The 16,795-nt window shown below is 72.9% G+C and carries 8 protein-coding genes and 1 pseudogene; 4 read left to right on the plus strand and 5 right to left on the minus strand.

From position 1 onward, the window contains the following. Positions 1-58 precede the first annotated feature (58 nt). The 4 genes and pseudogenes from O7599_RS24015 to tnpA all read right to left on the minus strand — a co-directional run bounded on the left by O7599_RS24015 (position 59) and on the right by tnpA (position 7,494). On the minus strand, positions 59-2,956 hold the full coding sequence (locus tag O7599_RS24015) for an AfsR/SARP family transcriptional regulator (RefSeq protein WP_281617682.1): 2,898 nt from the start codon (positions 2,954-2,956) through the stop codon (positions 59-61). 222 nt (positions 2,957-3,178) lie between these two features. Next, positions 3,179-3,346, minus strand: a complete 168-nt coding sequence (locus O7599_RS24020) for a hypothetical protein (RefSeq protein ID WP_281617683.1) — start codon at positions 3,344-3,346, stop codon at positions 3,179-3,181. A 213-nt stretch (positions 3,347-3,559) separates the two neighbouring features. After that, positions 3,560-6,475, minus strand: coding sequence for a BTAD domain-containing putative transcriptional regulator (locus tag O7599_RS24025; RefSeq protein ID WP_281617684.1), 2,916 nt, complete (start codon positions 6,473-6,475; stop codon positions 3,560-3,562). Positions 6,476-7,128: 653 nt separating this feature from the next. Further along, a pseudogene (gene tnpA, locus O7599_RS24030) lies at positions 7,129-7,494 on the minus strand (IS200/IS605 family transposase). A 73-nt stretch (positions 7,495-7,567) separates the two neighbouring features. Between tnpA and O7599_RS24035 the strand changes: the two are divergent. Beyond that, the gene (locus O7599_RS24035) at positions 7,568-8,791 is read left to right on the plus strand and encodes an RNA-guided endonuclease TnpB family protein (protein ID WP_281617685.1); all 1,224 of its coding nucleotides are present in this window, start codon (positions 7,568-7,570) and stop codon (positions 8,789-8,791) included. 153 nt (positions 8,792-8,944) lie between these two features. Here the strand turns inward: O7599_RS24035 and O7599_RS24040 are convergent, their stop codons facing one another. Continuing rightward, positions 8,945-9,358 (minus strand): hypothetical protein, encoded by a 414-nt coding sequence (locus O7599_RS24040; protein ID WP_281617686.1) that lies wholly within the window; start codon positions 9,356-9,358, stop codon positions 8,945-8,947. 80 nt (positions 9,359-9,438) lie between these two features. Here O7599_RS24040 and O7599_RS24045 point away from each other — a divergent pair, with 80 nt between their 5' ends. From O7599_RS24045 to O7599_RS24055, 3 genes are all read left to right on the plus strand, one after another. Then, positions 9,439-10,356, plus strand: coding sequence for an LLM class flavin-dependent oxidoreductase (locus O7599_RS24045; protein ID WP_281617687.1), 918 nt, complete (start codon positions 9,439-9,441; stop codon positions 10,354-10,356). A gap of 115 nt (positions 10,357-10,471) precedes the next feature. Continuing rightward, complete coding sequence (locus O7599_RS24050; RefSeq protein WP_281617688.1) at positions 10,472-13,105, plus strand: bifunctional FO biosynthesis protein CofGH; 2,634 nt, start codon at positions 10,472-10,474, stop codon at positions 13,103-13,105. Between the two features lie 148 nt (positions 13,106-13,253). Next, positions 13,254-16,685: a tetratricopeptide repeat protein gene (locus O7599_RS24055; RefSeq protein ID WP_281617689.1), complete on the plus strand. Its 3,432-nt coding sequence runs from the start codon at positions 13,254-13,256 to the stop codon at positions 16,683-16,685. Positions 16,686-16,795 lie beyond the last annotated feature (110 nt).

Genomic DNA, 16,795 nt, shown 5'->3' on the forward strand with positions numbered 1-16,795 from the left:
GCCTCGACGGCCGCCGGTGTCGCTCCCACCCTCGTGCGCTGCTGGCAGCGGCGGGACCTCATGCCTGTTGAGCCTGTGTCGATCCGGACTCACGCAGAGCACGGGCCTCGGACAGACACGCCTGTGCCCGGTCGGGTTGTCCGAGTTCGCCGAGGGCCCGGCCGAGCACCGTGAGCGCACTGCCGCGGTGCCAGTCGCCGCCGATGCCCCGGAACCGAGACAGGGCCTTCTCGGCGTACGCGGCGGACTCGGCCGGTGCGCGCACAGCGAGGTGGACCTGCGCGATCCGGAAGTAGGCCAGGCCCTCCCAGAGCTCCATGCGGTTCTCGCGGAAGAGCATCGCGGCCGCGTCCAGTTGGGTGAGTGCTTCGAGATGTCTGTCCGCTGTGTTGAGCACGACGCCCAGGGAGTACCTGCTACTCGCCAGGCGGAGCGGAGCCTTGGCCTGGTCGTCGAGCCTCACGGTCTGCTCCGCCAGCTCGATCGCTCTGGTCGTCGAGCCCGTTTCGCCGTGGATGCGGGCGAGGTTGCGCAGTGCGCAGGACTCCCCGTCCAGGTTCCGGTCCTCCCGGTAGGCGACGAGGGCCTGTTCGAGGCAGTCTGTTGCTTCCTCCTGACGTCCCAGGAGGGAAGCGGTGACACCGCGGTCGTTCGCGGCCTCGCCGGTCACCCAGATGTCACCGCAGGCATCGGCGAGGCGATGGGCGTCGGTGGCGTGCTCGTACGACAGCTCGAACCGCCCCGTGAACTGGCGGGCCGACGACAGGACGACGTGGGCACGGGCCTGGCTGCGAACGTCACCCGACTGCTCCGCCGCCTGGAGCACAGCGGTGGCCAGGGGGACGAACCGTGGCGAGTAGAGGCCGGACTCCGCGAGGTCCTTGGCGGTGAGCAACAGGTCTACGGTGCGAGGGAGCGAGTCGCCGTGGGCGAACTGACGGACGGCGGCGAGTAGGCACTCCGCCTCACTGAAGAGCCAGTTCTGTGCCGCCTCGCGGCTCTCGAAGTCCAGGCCGGCGCGGGTTACGGGACTCAGGTGCCGGATCAGGGTGTCGCCGGGGCGGCCGAGTTCGTAGACGCGGGCGGCCGTGGCCAGGTAGAAGTCCAGCAGGCGGGACTGTGCCGCGTCGCGGTCCGCCGACGGTTCTTCGCGGTCGGCGCAGGTGCGGGCGAAGAGGCGCAGGAGGTCGTGGTAGCGGTAGCGGCCGGGGGCTGCGGATTCGAGGAGGCTGGTGTCCACCAGGTCTTCGAGGAGTTCCTCCGTGTCGTCTTCCGTGCGGTCCAGGACCGCCGCCGCCGCGCTCAGAGACACGTCCGGGCCGTCGATCAGGCCCAGGAGGCGGAAGGCGCGGGCCTGTTCCGGTTCCAACTGGCCGTAGCCCAGCTCGAAGGTGGCCTTGACCGCCAGGTCCCCGACGCGGAGTTCATCGAGGCGCCGGTGTTCGTCGGACAGCTTCCGCGCCAGCACCGCGACCGTCCAGGTCCGCCGGGCCGCCAGCCGCGAGGCGGCGATGCGTATGGCCAGGGGCAGGAAGCCGCAGGCGGCGACCACGTCCATGGCCGCGTCGCGTTCCGGGGTGACGCGGTGGGCGCCGACGATGCGGGTGAAGAGCAGCAGTGCCTCGTCCGGGGCCATGACGTCCAGGTCGACGTGGTGGGCTCCGGCCAGGTCCGTCATGCGGGCGCGGGAGGTGATCACCGCGGCGCAGCCTTCGGTGCCGGGGAGCAGGGGGCGTACCTGGGCGGCGTCGCGGGCGTTGTCGAGTAAGGCCAGGACGCGGCGGCCGGCGAGCATCGACCGGAAGAGGGCGGCGCGTTCCTCCAGCGGCTCGGGGATCTCCGCGTCCGGGGTGCCCAGGGAGCGCAGGAACGAGCCGAGGACGGCAGCGGGCTCGGCCGGGGACGCACCCGCGCCCTGCAGGTCCGCGTAGAGCTGGCCGTCGGGGAACGACTCCCGTACGGCGTGCCCGACGTGCACGGCAAGGGTGGTCTTGCCGACGCCGCCGATCCCGGAGACCGAGGACACCGCCATCACCATGCCGGACGTCTGCTCCAACTGCTTGCCCAGCTCGTCGACGAACGCGTCCCGCCCGGTGAAGTCCGCCAACCTCGCCGGCAACTGAGCAGGCGACAGCCGCGGGGTCGTGGTGGCCACCGGTGCCACGGGCTGTTCACCTCCCCGGAGGATCCGCTGCTGCAGGTCCGCCAACTTCGGGCCGGGCTCGACGCCCAGCTCATCGATCAGAAGACGCCGGCTGTCCGTGTAGACCGCCAGTGCCTCCGCCTGCCGGCCGCTGCGGGACAACGAGAGCATCAGCAGCTCCCGGAACCGCTCCCGCAGCGGATACGCCGCCGTCAACGCCGTCAGCTCCGAGATCGCGTCGGCGTAGTCGTGCGCCTCGATGTCGAGCGCCAGCCGGCGCTCCAGCAGCGACAGCCGCCACTCGGTGAGCCGCGCGCGCTCGGTCTCCGCGAACGCCCCGGGCAGCCCGGCGAGCGGTTCGCCGTCCCAGAGGGCAAGGGCCTCGCGGAGCAGCGCACGGGTGCTTGCGGCGTCCCCGCGCTGGGTCGCCGAGTCGGCGTGGGCGACGGCCTGTTCGGCGACCGCCGCGTCCGATACGGCGCCGGCTCCCGGCCGCAGGACGTAGCCGCCTGCCTGGCCGGTGATGAGGTCCGCGTCCGGCCCGAGGGCTTTGCGCAGCCGCGAGACGTAGGTCCGTACCGTCCCCACGGCGTCGCGCGGAGGGTCCTCGCCCCAGATCGCGTCGACCAACTCGTGCGTGGTGGCGTGGTGACCGGAGCCGATCAGCAGCGCGGCAAGGACGGTGCGCTGCTGGGGCGGTCCGACGTTGATCGGCGTGGCGCCGCGCCAGGCGGCCAACGGTCCGAGCAGGCCGAAGTACAGTAACTCGCCGCCCCCGTCGCGCGTCGCCATCACCTCCCGACGCCCGGCCATACCTCACCCCCTCCGGTACACCCCGCCTCGATCGACAGTCTGTCGTGGAGTACGGCGCTGTGTCAGCAGCGCCGGGGTGTACGTCCTGATGTCGACGGACGGTGTGGCTGGGAGAAGGCAAGTCGGGCTCCGAGTCAGAGGAAGGCCCGGCCGCAGCAGTCCCCATCTTGCTGCCGCGACCGGGCCGTTTCGGCCCCCCCTCGGGCCGTTCAGTGATGTCAATCAGGGCCTGTGCTTGTCGAGAGGCTTGAAGATGTCCTCGTCGTCATCCTTCGACGGGTCATCCGGCAGCGTCGGCTCATCGACGTCGATCGGCTCGATCTTGCGCGGCGGAAGGGTCTTGCGCCTTTCCCGCTCCACCTCGGACTCTGTCGACTTCTTCTCCGGCATGGTGCTCCCCCAGTCTCTGCTTTGGGCGTTCCGCAGCCGCCCGCCCGGCGACTCCCCCGCGGATCGCCGGACGGGCCTTGCGTGGCCCCTCCGCCGGATCGTGCCGGTGAGTGACCTCGCGTGACCCGCCATTCCCCCGACGTGACGAGCCACTGACAAAGAGCATGACGGCTGGCGATAAACGTTCGATGAATGACTTCGTAGAGGAGACGTTCAGGCAGTCGTGGCGGGTTCCAGGAGAGCACGTACGTCTGCGGCTTCCGGCGAGTTCGTCTTCTCGTGCAGCACCGCCGCCTCGCTCCAGCACGCTTGCGCTCGTCCCTGCTGTCCGATCTGCTGAAGGCTTCGGCCGAGGGCAGTGAGCACCTGGGCGCGGTGCCAGTCGCCGCCGATGCCGTGAAGCCTCGTGAGCGCCTGCTCGGCGAGGGTCGCCGCCTGGGTGGGCTGCTCGGCCGCGAGGTGTGCTTCAGCCATACGGAACTGGGTCATGCCGTACCAGAGGTGCATCCTGTTCTCGCGGAAGAGCTTCAGGGCCGCGTCCAGTTGAGCGAGCGCGTGGTCCGGTCGGCCCGCGCCGGTGAGGATGATGCCCAGCGCGTACATGCAGTTGGCCATGCGGAAGCTGGGGCCCAGCTTGTGGTGGATGGCGAGAGCCTGCTCCGCGAGGTCGACGGCGAGTGCCGGCCGCCCGGCGTCGCTGTGCATGCGCGACAGATTGCTGAGTGCGCTTGCTTCGCCCGACAGGTTCCCGTCGGCGCGGTACGCGGCGAGGGCGTCCTCTAGGTAGACGGCGGCGTCGGCGGAGCGCCCCTGGAGGTCGGCGATGATGCCCCGGTCGGAGGCCGCATGGCCGCAGATGACCGGATCCCCACTTGCGCGTGCCAGGCCCATCGCCGCGGCCGCGTGCTTGTCCGCCTGTTCGAACCGGCCGGAGTCGATGTGCGAGGCAGCCAGCACATCGTGTGCCCGGCCTTCGCTGCGGGAATCGCCCAAGTGCCGGGCAGCCACGAGGAGGTGACCGGCGATCTGCGCGAACTGGTACGAATACGTTCCCGACTCGGCCAGGTCGACAGTGACCATCAGCAGGTCGACGGCGCGTGCGAGGGTGCCCTCGCCGGAAAGCTGCCGGGCGGTGGCCATTAGGCAGTCCGCCTCGGCCAGGCGCCAGTCCTGCGCACTATGCCGGTCGGCAAAGTGCAGGCCCTGATACGCCACCGGCGCCAGGTGCGAGGTGAGGGTGTCACCGGGGCGGTCCAGTTCGTACACCCGCGCCGCCGTCGCCAGGTAGAAGTCCAGCAACCGCGACAGCGCCGCCTCGCGCTCGCTCGCCGGCTCCTCGCGCTCCGCGCAGTCGCGGGCGAACAGCCTGACCAGATCATGGAAGCGGTAGCGGCCCGGGGCCGCGGACTCCACGAGGCTGGCGTCGACCAGGTCTTCCAGAAGCGCTTCCGCCTTCTCCGCCGTGCGGTCGACGATTGCCGCAGCGGAGGTGACCGAGATGTCCGGGCCGTCGGCCAGGCCCAGGAGGCGGAAGGCGCGGGCCTGTTCCGGTTCCAACTGGCCGTAGCCCAGCTCGAACGTGGCCTTCACCGCCAGGTCGCCCACGCGCAGCTCGTCCAGGCGGCGGTGTTCGTCCGACAGCTTCCGCGCCAGCACCGACACCGTCCACGTCCGGCGGGCCGCGAGCCGGGAGGCCGCGATGCGGATGGCCAGGGGGAGGAAGCCGCAGGCGGCGACCACGTCCATGGCCGCGTCGCGTTCCGGGGTCACGCGTTCTGCGCCGACGATGCGGGTGAAGAGCAGCAGCGCCTCGTCCGGGGCCATCACGTCCAGGTCGACGTGGTGGGCGCCCGCCAGGTCCGTCATCCGCGTGCGGGACGTGATCAGGGCCGCGCAGCCCTCCGTGCCGGGGAGGAGGGGGCGGATCTGGGCGGCGTCGCGGGCGTTGTCGAGGAGGGTCAGTATGCGGCGGCCGGCGAGGACCGAGCGGTACAGGGCCGCGCGTTCGTCGACCGGTTCCGGGATGTCCGCGTCCGGGGTGCCGAGGGCGCGGAGGAACGCGCCGAGGACCGCGGCCGGTTCCGCCGGGGACGGGCCCGAGCCCTGGAGGTCCGCGTAGAGCTGGCCGTCGGGGAACGACTCGCGGGCGGCGTGTGCGACGTGCACCGCGAGCGTCGTCTTGCCGACCCCGCCGATGCCCGACACCGACGACACCGCCATCACCGTGTCCGGCGCGTTCGCCAGCTCCTTGCCCAGCTCCTCCACGACCCCCACGCGCCCCGTGAAGTCCGAGACGGTTGCGGGCAGTTGCGCCGGGCGTACGACCCGGAACGGGGCGTCGCCCGCCAGGGGTTCCGCCTTCGGCGCGGCCAGTTCCTCGTCGGCCTGGAGGATGCGCTGCTGGAGGTCGGAGAGCTCCGGGCGCGGGTCGACGCCCAGCTCGTCCTGGAGGAGGCGGCGGGTGTCCGCGTACACGGCCAACGCCTCGGCCTGCCGGCCGCTGCGGTACAGCGCGAGCATCAGCAGCTCGCGGAACCGTTCCCGCAGCGGGTGGCCCGCGGTCAGCGCCGTCAGTTCCGAGACGGCCTCCGCGTGCTTGGCGGCGTCGAGGTCCAGCTCGATGCGGTGTTCCAGCAGGCTCAGGCGCAGCTCTTCGAGGCGGTCGCGGTGCCAGTCGGCGTACGGGCCGGGCACGCCGGCCAGCGGTTCGCCGGTGAACTGCGCGACCGCGCCCGCGTACAGCTCGCGGGCCTGCGCGAAGTCACCCGCCGTGGCGGCGGATTCCGCGGAGCTGGCCAGCTTCTCCGCGGTGGCGACGTCGACCTCGGTGCCGTGGGCCCGGATCGCGTAGCCGCCGGCCTCGCTGACGAGCGCGTCGGCGCCGAGGGTGCGGCGCAGCCGGGACGCGTACGTCCGCAGCGCGGACACCGCGCGCGGCGGGGGCTCCTCGCCCCAGATGCCGTCGACCAGTTCCTGGGCCGTGGCGGTACGGCCGCCGCGCAGCAGCAGCGCCGCGAGCATCGCCCGCTGCTGCGGCGTGCCGACCGGGAGGGACTCCTCGCCGCGCCACGCACGAACGGGACCGAGCACGGCGAAGCGCAGCGCACTCGTCTCGTCAGTGTGGGCCATGGCCGCCCCCTCCCCGGTCCCGGTGATTCCAGATAGCCAAGTCTGCCCTGCCGGGGGTGTTTTAGTCAGCAGCGACAGCGCTGTGGCCGGGCCAATGGCCCAGTAAGTGGACGTTTTTCGGCCTTCAGGAGCACACCCCGCGCAGCAGCGCATCGTGTGATCCTCGCCGTGCGCCCCCGTCCACGTACGGCGGGTGAGCTGACGCCTCGTCAGGAGGGTGGTGCGGTCGGTCCGCGCCGACCACCTTGGCGAAGACGATCACGGTGGACGACCACATAGGCCAAACCTGTCGTGTACGGCAGTTCGGCTGGATTCTATATGCCCGGAAGAGGCGTTGCCCGTGCGGGCACGTCCGGAACAGGGGTGTCCGAAACCCGGGGGCGTGGCGGGGGCCCTGTAGTAGGGCCCACCGCCCTGTGCCCGGGTGCCGGAGCACCTTCTGCCAAGCGCCCCGGCTCCCCGCGTCAACACCCCGTCTCAGCCCTCGTGTCAGCCCTTGTCTCAGCCCTCCGCCTCAGCGCCCCAGCCAGATCGGGTTCGTCATCGCCACCATCGCCCCCGGCAGGCCGCTCGCCCCGCCGTCCGCCGCCGGGTGGCGGACCTCCGCGCGGACGAACGCCGCGTACGACGGCGTCGTCGGAGCCGGGGAGTGCTCACACCGGCCGGTTCTGTTGCTCGGTGTACTGCCTGACCACGGAGAGCGGGGTGCCACCCACCGTCCCGGCGAAGTAGGACCGACCATAGTTTACTGGCCCGCCAGTAGTGGCGGGCCAGGTCGGGGAACTCCTGGCGCAGGCGGCGCGAGGGGACGCCCTTGAGGGAGTTCACGAGCTTGGTGACGGTGACCTTGGGCGGGAAGTTCACCAGGAGGTGTACGTGGTTGTCCTCGCCGTTGAACTCCACCAGCTCGCACTCGAAGTCCGCGCACACCGACCGCATGATCTTCTCCATGTGTACCAGATAAATATCCGTGAACACCTTGTGTCGGAACTTGGTCACAAAGACCAAGTGGACATCATCACGAAAGCACAGTGCCGACCAGCTCTGATCTTCTGCGACTCTCCCGTAACCCAAATATGTATCGTGACCGTCATGCAGCTTCGGTACAGCTTCCGCCTGTACCCGGACACCGGCCAACGCGTCGCATTGGCGAGGGCGTTCGGGTGCGCCCGTGTCGTCTTCAACGACGCGGTGCGCGCTCGCGAGGACGCCCGTGCGGCGGGGGGAGCCTTCCCGAAGGCGGGTGAGCTCTCGAAGAAGCTGATCACTGCCGCGAAGCAGAGCCCGGCACGGTCTTGGCTGGGCGAGGTCTCCTCGGTCGTCCTCCAGCAGTCCTTGCGGGACGCCGAGACGGCCTACCGCAACTTCTTCGCCTCCCTCAAGGGCACCCGCAAGGGCCCGAAGCTGGGCCCGCCCCGCTTCAAGTCCCGCAAGGATAAGCGGCAGTCGATCCGGTTCACCGCGAACGCCCGCTGGTCCCTCACCGACCGTCGTCAGCTGAGTCTGCCCAAGATCGGGGCGGTGAAGGTCAAGTGGTCGCGCACCCTGCCGACCACTCCCGCCACCGTCACCGTGATCAAGGACGCGGCGGGCAGGTACTTCGCCTCCTTCGTCATCGACACCGACCCCGCCGCCGACGCTGCCCGCATGCCCGACACGGACCACACCATCGGCATCGACCTGGGCCTGACCCATTTCGCGGTCCTGTCCACCGGCGAGAAGATCGACTCTCCCAGGTTCCTGCGCCGGGCGGAGAAGAAGCTCAAAAGGGCCCAGCGGGAGTTGTCCCGCAAGAAGAAGGGAAGCAAGAACCGGGACAAGGCCCGCCTGAAGGTCGCCCGCGCCCACGCGAAAGTGACCGACGCCCGCCACGAGTTCCACCATCAGCTCTCCACCCGCCTGATCCGCGAGAACCAAGCAATCGGCGTGGAAGACCTGGCGGTCACCGCCCTGGCGCGCACCAAAATGGCCAAGTCCGTCCACGACGCGGGCTGGTCGAAGTTCATCAGCATGCTCGAATACAAAGCGGCCCGGTACGGCCGCACCCTAATCAAGATCGGCCGGTTCGAACCGACCTCCCAGACCTGCTCGGCCTGCGGACACCGAGACGGACCCAAACCACTCCACGTCCGGGAATGGACCTGCTCGGCCTGCGGCACGGTCCACGACCGGGACGTCAACGCGGCGACCAACGTGAAGAAGGCCGCCGGACTCGGCGGTGACAGCCTGCGGAGCGTAGATAAGACCGGACCTGATCCGGCACCACGTGAAGAAACAGGAAGCCACGGATTCCCGACCGAACCCCGTGCCGCGTAGCGGCACTGCAACGATCGAGAAGGCCAGAATCCCCGCCCTCGAGGGCAGGGTTGCAAGTCAAACGGGTCCTATACGCGCGCGGAAAGGGAACACTGCGGGACGCGTGGGTCGTGGGGCTACGGGCGGGACGGCCCGTACGGCCGGGACCCGCCGTCAGCGCCCGCGCACCCGCCCGCCGCGGCGCACGGCGCCCGCCGCGGCGCCGACCAGGCGCAGCACGTGGCCGCCCAAGGCGTAGACCAGGACCAGGGCGCCGACGAGGAGCAACGGCCGTCCCCAGCCGACGTCGCCGTCCCCGTCCGTGGTCCCGGAGCCGCCGGACGTGGTGGTGCTCCCCGTGCCCGCCGAGAACCCGCCCGAGAACGTCCCCGTCCCCACGGTCGCGCCCATCGTCGACCCCGCGTTCATGCCGGGGTCGACGTAGCGCCCGGCCGCGCTGCTCGCGCTGCCGATGCCGCCGCCCGACGTCTGCGCCACCGCGGTCCCGGGCAGCAGGAACACGCACGACGCGAGGGCGCACCCCGTCCCTGACGCGAGCATCCTCAGCCGATGCCGTCGAACGCGCATGACGAACCTCCCGGATCAGGGCGGGGGAATCGCTGCCGTGGGTTCTTTCCAGCGTACGGCTCCCGCCGGATACTGCGCGAATGCGTATCTCCATGACGATCTTCCTCACCGACGAGACCGTCCGTCCCCCGGCCCTCGCGCGTGCGCTGGAGGAACGCGGCTTCCACGGGCTCTACCTGCCCGAGCACACGCACATCCCCGTCAGCCGCGACACCCCCTATCCGGCGGGTGAACCGCTGCCCCGCGAGTACGGGCGCACCCTCGACCCCTTCGTCGCCCTCGGCCAGGCCGCCGCCGTCACCGAGCGGCTGGCGCTCGGCACCGGCATCACGCTCGTGGCCCAGCACGACCCGATCGTGCTGGCGAAGCAGGTCGCGACGCTCGACTTCCTCTCCGGCGGCCGGTTCACCCTGGGCGTCGGCTTCGGCTGGAACGTCGAGGAGGCCGACGACCACGGCGTCGACTGGCGCGGCCGGCGGGAGCTGGGGCGGCGGCGGATGGGGCTGATGAACGCCCTCTGGGCGCCGGAGCCCACGGCGTACGACGCGGCGGAGGACCCGGCCGGCGCGGGTGACACGGCCGCCACGGCCGGCGGCGGCGGCGCGGTCCGTACCGCCGTACGGGCCTCCGAGGCGCACCCGAAGCCCGTCCAGGCACCCCGCGCGCGCAAGGGCGCGCCCCCGCTCCACGGGCCGCGCACCCTCCTCGGCGGCCGGCCGGGGCCGAACCTCTTCGCGCACGTCGCCGAGTACGCCGACGGCTGGATGCCCATCGGCGGCGGCGGGCTCGCCGACAGCGTCCCGCGGCTGCGGCAGGTGTGGGAGGACGCCGGGCGGGACCCGGCGGCGCTGGAGGTGGTGCCGTACGCCGTGCGGCCGAGCGAGGGCAAGCTCGCGTACTTCGCCGAGCAGGGCGTACGGGAGACCGTCGTCCAACTCCCGCCCGCCGGTGAGACGGAGGTGCTGCGCCAGCTCGACGCATACGCCCGCTTCCTCTGATCCGGCCGCAACCCCGCCCGCCGCGCCCGCCACCGCGGCCCCACCGCGGCCCACCCGCGACCACCGTCGCCGCCCCGCGGTCGGCCACGGTGTCCGACCTGCCTCGTATGCTCGAATGATGAAGCCGCCGCCCGTCCCCGCCCCCACCGCCAACGCCATGCGCCGCGCGCTCAGGCGCGCCCGCGACGGCGTCGCCCTCGACGTGTCCGAGGTCGCCGTGCTGCTCCAGGCCCGCGGCGACGACCTGACCGACCTCTCCGCCTCCGCCGCCCGGGTGCGGGACGCGGGACTGGCGGCGGCCGGCCGGCCCGGCGTCATCACGTACTCGCGCAGCGTCTTCCTGCCGCTGACCCGGCTGTGCCGCGACCGCTGTCACTACTGCACGTTCGTCACCGTTCCCGGCCGGCTCCGGCGCGACGGCCACGGGATGTTCATGTCCCCCGACGAGGTGCTGGACGTCGCCCGCCGCGGCGCCGCGCTCGGCTGCAAGGAGGCGCTGTTCACGCTCGGGGACCGGCCCGAGGACCGCTGGCCCGAGGCGCGCGAGTGGCTGGAGGCGCACGGGTACGACGACACGCAGGCGTACGTCCGCGCGATGGCCGTCCGCGTGCTGGAGGAGACCGGTCTCCTGCCCCACCTCAACCCGGGCGTCGTCACCTGGGCGGGCTTCCAGCGGCTCAAGCCGGTGGCCGCGTCCATGGGGATGATGCTGGAGACCACCGCCGAGCGGCTGTGGAGCGAGCCCGGCGGGCCGCATTTCGGCTCGCCCGACAAGGAGCCCGCCGTCCGCCTGCGGGTGCTTCAGGACGCGGGGCGCTCCTCCGTGCCGTTCACCAGCGGGCTGCTCATCGGCATCGGCGAGACGCCGGCCGAGCGCGCCGAGTCGCTGTTCGCGCTGCGCCGGGTGCAGCGGGCGTACCAGGGGCTGCAGGAGGTCATCGTGCAGAACTTCCGCGCCAAGCCGGACACGGCGATGCGCGGCATGCCGGACGCCGAGCTGGACGACCTCGCCGCCACCGTCGCCGTCACCCGGCTCATCCTGGGCCCGGCGATCGGGGTGCAGGCGCCGCCGAACCTCGTGGACGCGGAGTACGGCAAGCTCATCGCGGCCGGCATCGACGACTGGGGCGGGGTCTCGCCGCTGACGCCGGACCACGTCAACCCGGAGCGGCCCTGGCCGCGGCTGGACGAGCTGGCGGAGCGGTCGGCGGCGGCCGGGTTCGAGCTGAGGGAACGGCTCGCGGTCTACCCGGAGTTCGTGCGGCGCGGCGAGCCGTGGCTCGACCCGCGGATCCTGCCGCACGTCACCGCCCTGGCCGACCCGGAGACGGGCCTCGCGCGGGACGTACGCCCGCGGGGGCTGCCGTGGCAGGAGCCGGACGGCGGCCTCGCCGCCGGCGGCCGTACGGACCTGCACCGCACCATCGACACCGAGGGCCGCACGGGCGACCGGCGCGCCGACTTCGACGCGGTGTACGGCGACTGGGAGGCCCTGCGCGAGACGGCCCGGGAGCTGGCGCCCGACACCGCGCCCGACACCGCGCCGGACGCCGCGCCGGCCGCCGCGACCGCCCCCGACCGCCTCGACCCCGACGTACGCGCCGCCCTCGCCCGCGCCGCCGACGACCCCACCCGGCTCACCGACGCCCAGGCCATGGCCCTGCTGCACGCCGACGGCCCCGCCCTCGACGCCCTCTGCGGCATCGCCGACGACCTCCGCCGCGCCACGGTCGGCGACGACGTCACGTACATCGTCACGCGGAACATCAACTTCACCAATGTCTGCTACACCGGCTGCCGCTTCTGCGCCTTCGCCCAGCGCCGCACCGACGCCGACGCCTACACCCTCTCCCTCGACCAGGTCGCCGACCGCGCGGAACAGGCTTGGGACGTGGGCGCCGTCGAGGTCTGCATGCAGGGCGGCATCCACCCCGACCTGCCGGGCACGGCGTACTTCGACATCGCCCGCGCGGTCAGGGAGCGCGTGCCCGGCATCCACGTGCACGCGTTCTCGCCCATGGAGGTCATGAACGGCGCCGCCCGCACCGGCATGTCCGTGCGCGACTGGCTGACCGCCGCCAAGGAGGCCGGCCTCGGCTCGATCCCGGGCACGGCCGCCGAGATCCTCGACGACGAGGTGCGCTGGATCCTCACCAAGGGCAAGCTGCCCGCGGCCGACTGGATCGAGGTCGTCACCACGGCGCACGACCTGGGGCTCAGGTCGTCGTCCACGATGATGTACGGGCACGTGGACCAGCCCCGCCACTGGCTGGGCCACCTGCGGCTGCTCGCGGAGCTGCAGCAGCGCACGGGCGGCTTCACGGAGTTCGTCACGCTGCCGTTCATCCACACCAACGCCCCGGTGTACCTGGCGGGCATCGCCCGGCCGGGGCCCACGATGCGCGACAACCGCGCGGTCACCGCCATGGCCCGGCTGCTGCTCCACCCGCACATTACGAACATCCAGACGAGCTGGGTCAAGCTCGGTGCGGACGGCGCGGCGCAGATGCTCCGCTCCGGCGCCAACGACCTCGGCGGCACGCTGATGGAGGAGACGATCTCGCGGATGGCGGGCTCGTCCTACGGGTCGTACCGCTCGGTGAAGGACCTCGTCGCCATCGCCGCCGCCGCGGGCCGCCCGGCCCGGCCGCGGACGACGACGTACGGGGAGGTGCCGGCGGAGCGGCGGCGGGCGGCGGAGGCGGCGGACGGCCGGCTGCCGGAACTGCTGCCGGTGCTGGGGCAGTAGCGGGCGGTACGGACCGGGGGCGCCCGGCGCGTACGGAAGGGGGCGTCCGGCCCCGTACGGAACGGGCCGCCCGGCCCGTACGGAACCCGGTGGCGGGCCTGCCCCGCCGCTCCCGAGGCTCTAAGCTCGCCCCGGGGGAGGTGGCGCCGTGCCCGAAGTGCGTCCGTCCATGCAGGACTTGATCCGCGACCGCCGCAGGACCGGCTTCGTCGGCCGGCAGCGTGAGATCGCCGCGTACCGGGACAACTTCCGCTGTCCCCCGGAGGATCCCGCGCACCGCTTCCTCTTCCACTTCCACGGCGTCGCCGGCGTCGGCAAGACGTCGCTGCTGCGCCGGCTGCTGCAACTCGCGGGGGAGCAGGGGGCGCTGACCGCGCAGGTCGACGAGGCGGCGGGCAGCGTGCCCGAGGCGATGGAGGCGATCAGCACCCAACTCGCCCGCCAGGGACACCCGCTGAAGGGCTTCGACCGGCTCTTGCAGCGCTACCGCCAGCGGCGCCACGAGGCGGACTCCGTCGTCGCCACCTTCGACGGCGCCCAGGGCCCGCCCGGCGCGGTCGGCGGCCTCGGCGCGGTGGCCCCCGGCCTGCCGGGCCCGGCAGGCCCGGTGGATGCGGCAGGACCCGTCCCCGTGGCCCAGGCGCCCGCGGCCGCCTCGCCCGCCGCCGCGTCGACCGCCGCCGGCATCGCCGCCACGGCGGGGCTGGCCGGCCTCGGCCTCGTCCCCGGACTCGGCGCCGTCGCGGGCGCGATGGACCCGCAGCAGGTCGCGCAGAGCCTCGACCGCTGGCGCGCCGCGCTCTCCACCCGGCTGCGCAGCCACGACGACGTGCAGCTCGTCCTCTCCCCGCTCCAGACCCTCACCCCCGCCTTCCTGGACGACCTGCGCGCCGTCGGCACCGCCGTGCCGTGGATCGCGCTCTTCTTCGACACGTACGAGAGGACCGGGCCGGTCCTCGACGCCTGGCTGTGCGACGTCATGACCAGCGACCGCTACGGCACGCTGCCCGCCAACGTCGTGGTGACCCGCGCCGGGCAGCAGCGGCTCGACCCCGCGCGCTGGCCGGCCGGCGACTTCGCGGCGGAACTGGAGCTGGAGCTCTTCACCGAGGAGGAGGCCCGCGGGCTCATCGCCGCCAGGGGCATCGCCGACACCCGGGTCGTGGACGAGATCCTGCACCTGTCCGGACGGCTGCCGGTGCTCACCTCGATGCTCGCCGAGACGCCGCCGGCCCGCCCGGGCGGCGGCGGGGATCCGAGCCGCACGGCGGTGGAGCGGTTCTTGAAGTGGGTGGCGGACCCGGTGCAGAAGTCCGCGGCGCAGGCCGCCGCGCTGCCGCCGGCGCTGGACGAGGACGTGTTCCGCGTCGCCGTCGAGCCGGCGGCCGGCGGGCTGTACGGGTGGCTGCGCGCGCTGCCGTTCGTCAGCGACGAGGCGGGCCGGGTGCAGTACCACGACGTGGTGCGCTCGGCGATGCTGCGGGTGCAGCGCACCCGGTCGCCGCAGCGGTGGCGCGAACAGCACCGCGCGCTCGCGGCGGCGCACGCAGGCTGGTGCGCGGAGCTGGAGGCGAGCCTCCCGGAGGGGAGCAACCGGGCGGAGGACCGCTGGATGGACGAGCGGTGGTTCGGCCACCGCCGCAACGAGACGTACCACCTGCTGTGCGCCGACCCCCAGGGCGCCCTGCCGCGCGCCCGCCGCGACGCGCTGCAGACCGCCGACGTCGGCCCGGCCGAGACCCGGCGGTGGGCGCAGACGCTGGAGCAGGCCGGCACGGACGCGGACAGCGAGCCCGTACGGGACTGGGGCCGGCGGCTGCTGGCGGCGCTGGGGGAGGACGCGCGCGACATCGCCGGGGTGTGCACGTTCCTGCTGCGGGAGGCGGAGCTGACGGAGCCGGAGCGGGTGCTCGCGTACACGCTGCGCGGGCGGGAGCGCCGCAACGGCGACGACGTCGACGCCAGCGTCGTGGACTTCGACCGGGCGCTGGCGCTCGACCCGGACTTCACCCGCGCGTACGCGGGCCGCGGCCAGGCGTACGTCCACCTCAACCGCCACCTGGAGGCGGACGCCGACTTCACGCACTGCGTCGCGCACGACCCCGACCGCGCCTGGGCGCTGACCCAGCGCGGCCGGGCGCGGCTCTACCTGGAGCGCTTCGACGACGCGAAGGCCGACCTGAACCAGGCGATCGAGCTGAGCCCCTCCCCGGTGACCTGGGCGATGCGCGGCGAGACGCACCGCCTCACCGGCGCCCTGGAACAGGCGATCACCGACTTCGACCGGGCCGTCGAGGCGGCGGACGGCGCCTACGCGTACGCCATCGCCAGCCGCGGCCAGTGCCACGCCGAGCTGGGCCGGGCCGAGGAGGCGCTCGCGGATCTGGACCGGGCGCTGGAGGTCGATCCGCAGTGGGCGTGGTGCTGGGTCGAACGCGGCCTGCTGCACCAGAACGCCCAACGCCACGAGGCGGCCATCGCCGACTACACCCGCGCGCTGGAGCTGGCGCCGGCATACGACTGGGCGTACGCCAACCGCGCGCTGTGCTACCGGCACATGGAGCGGTTCGACGAGGCGCTGGCGGACCTGGACCGGGCGCTGGAGCTGGATCCGCAGTGGGCCGAGCGCTGGGCGGAGCGCGGGGAGTTGCACCGCCTCCAGGGGCACCTGGAGCAGGCGCTCGCGGACTTCGACCGCGCCGTGGAGATCAGGGGCGACTACGCCTGGGCGATCGCCAGCCGGGGCCAGTGCCTGGTGACGCTGGACCGCTTCGACGAGGCGCTGGCCGAGTTCGACCGCGCGCTGGCGGCCGACCCGGACCTGGCGTGGGTGCTGGAGGAGCGCGGCGCCCTCAACCGGATACTCGACCGCTTCGACGACTCGCTCGCGGACTACGCGCGCGCCCTGGAGATCGACACCACACGCAGATGGGCGCGGCTCGGCCGGGCCCGCACCCTCGGCCACCTCGGCAGGACGGCGGAGGCCCACGCCGAGATCGACGTGATCCTCGCGGACCGGCCGGACCACGACGCCGCGCTGCGCTGGCGGGGCCGGCTGCTCGCGCTGGAGGGGCGGCACGAGGAGGCGCTCGGCGCACTCGACGCGGTGCTCGCGGCGGATCCCGGCCACGACGCGGCGCACTCGGACAGGGCCGAGACGCTGATGGAACTCGGGCGGTACGAGGAGGCCGTTCCGCACGTCGCGACGGCGCTGGCGGCGGATCCGGAGGACGGCTTCTACCAGTTCGACGACGCCCTGCTGGCGCGGCTGACGCGGGGCCCGCAGCCGTCTGAGCGCTGGGCGGCGGTGGAGGCGGCGATGCAGGCGGGCGGCGTCACCGACCCGGACCGGGCCGGAGCCCGGCTGGTGTGCCGGGCCGCCGCAGGGGACTGGGCCGCGGCGGACGGGGCGCTGGCGGAGCTGGTGGCCGGGGCGACGTACTGGCTGCTGCTCGCGGACCTGCGCAACATGCTCGGCGTGCTCGCCGCGGCCCCGGAAACGTCGGCGGCCGACCGCGCCCGGATCGAGGAGTATCGGCGGGTACTCGGCGATTTGCTCCGCGCACTGCCCGGCGCTTGACGCACATTCCCCTTCTGGCCTCTCGGTTTCCCTCGATTACAGTGCTGGGCCGGAACATGTGACGACAGAGCGCGATCCGGCAGAGCGAAACCGAACGAGCGAGACCGAAC

It is taken from the genome of Streptomyces sp. WMMC500 (genome assembly GCF_027497195.1).
Classification (GTDB): domain Bacteria; phylum Actinomycetota; class Actinomycetes; order Streptomycetales; family Streptomycetaceae; genus Streptomyces.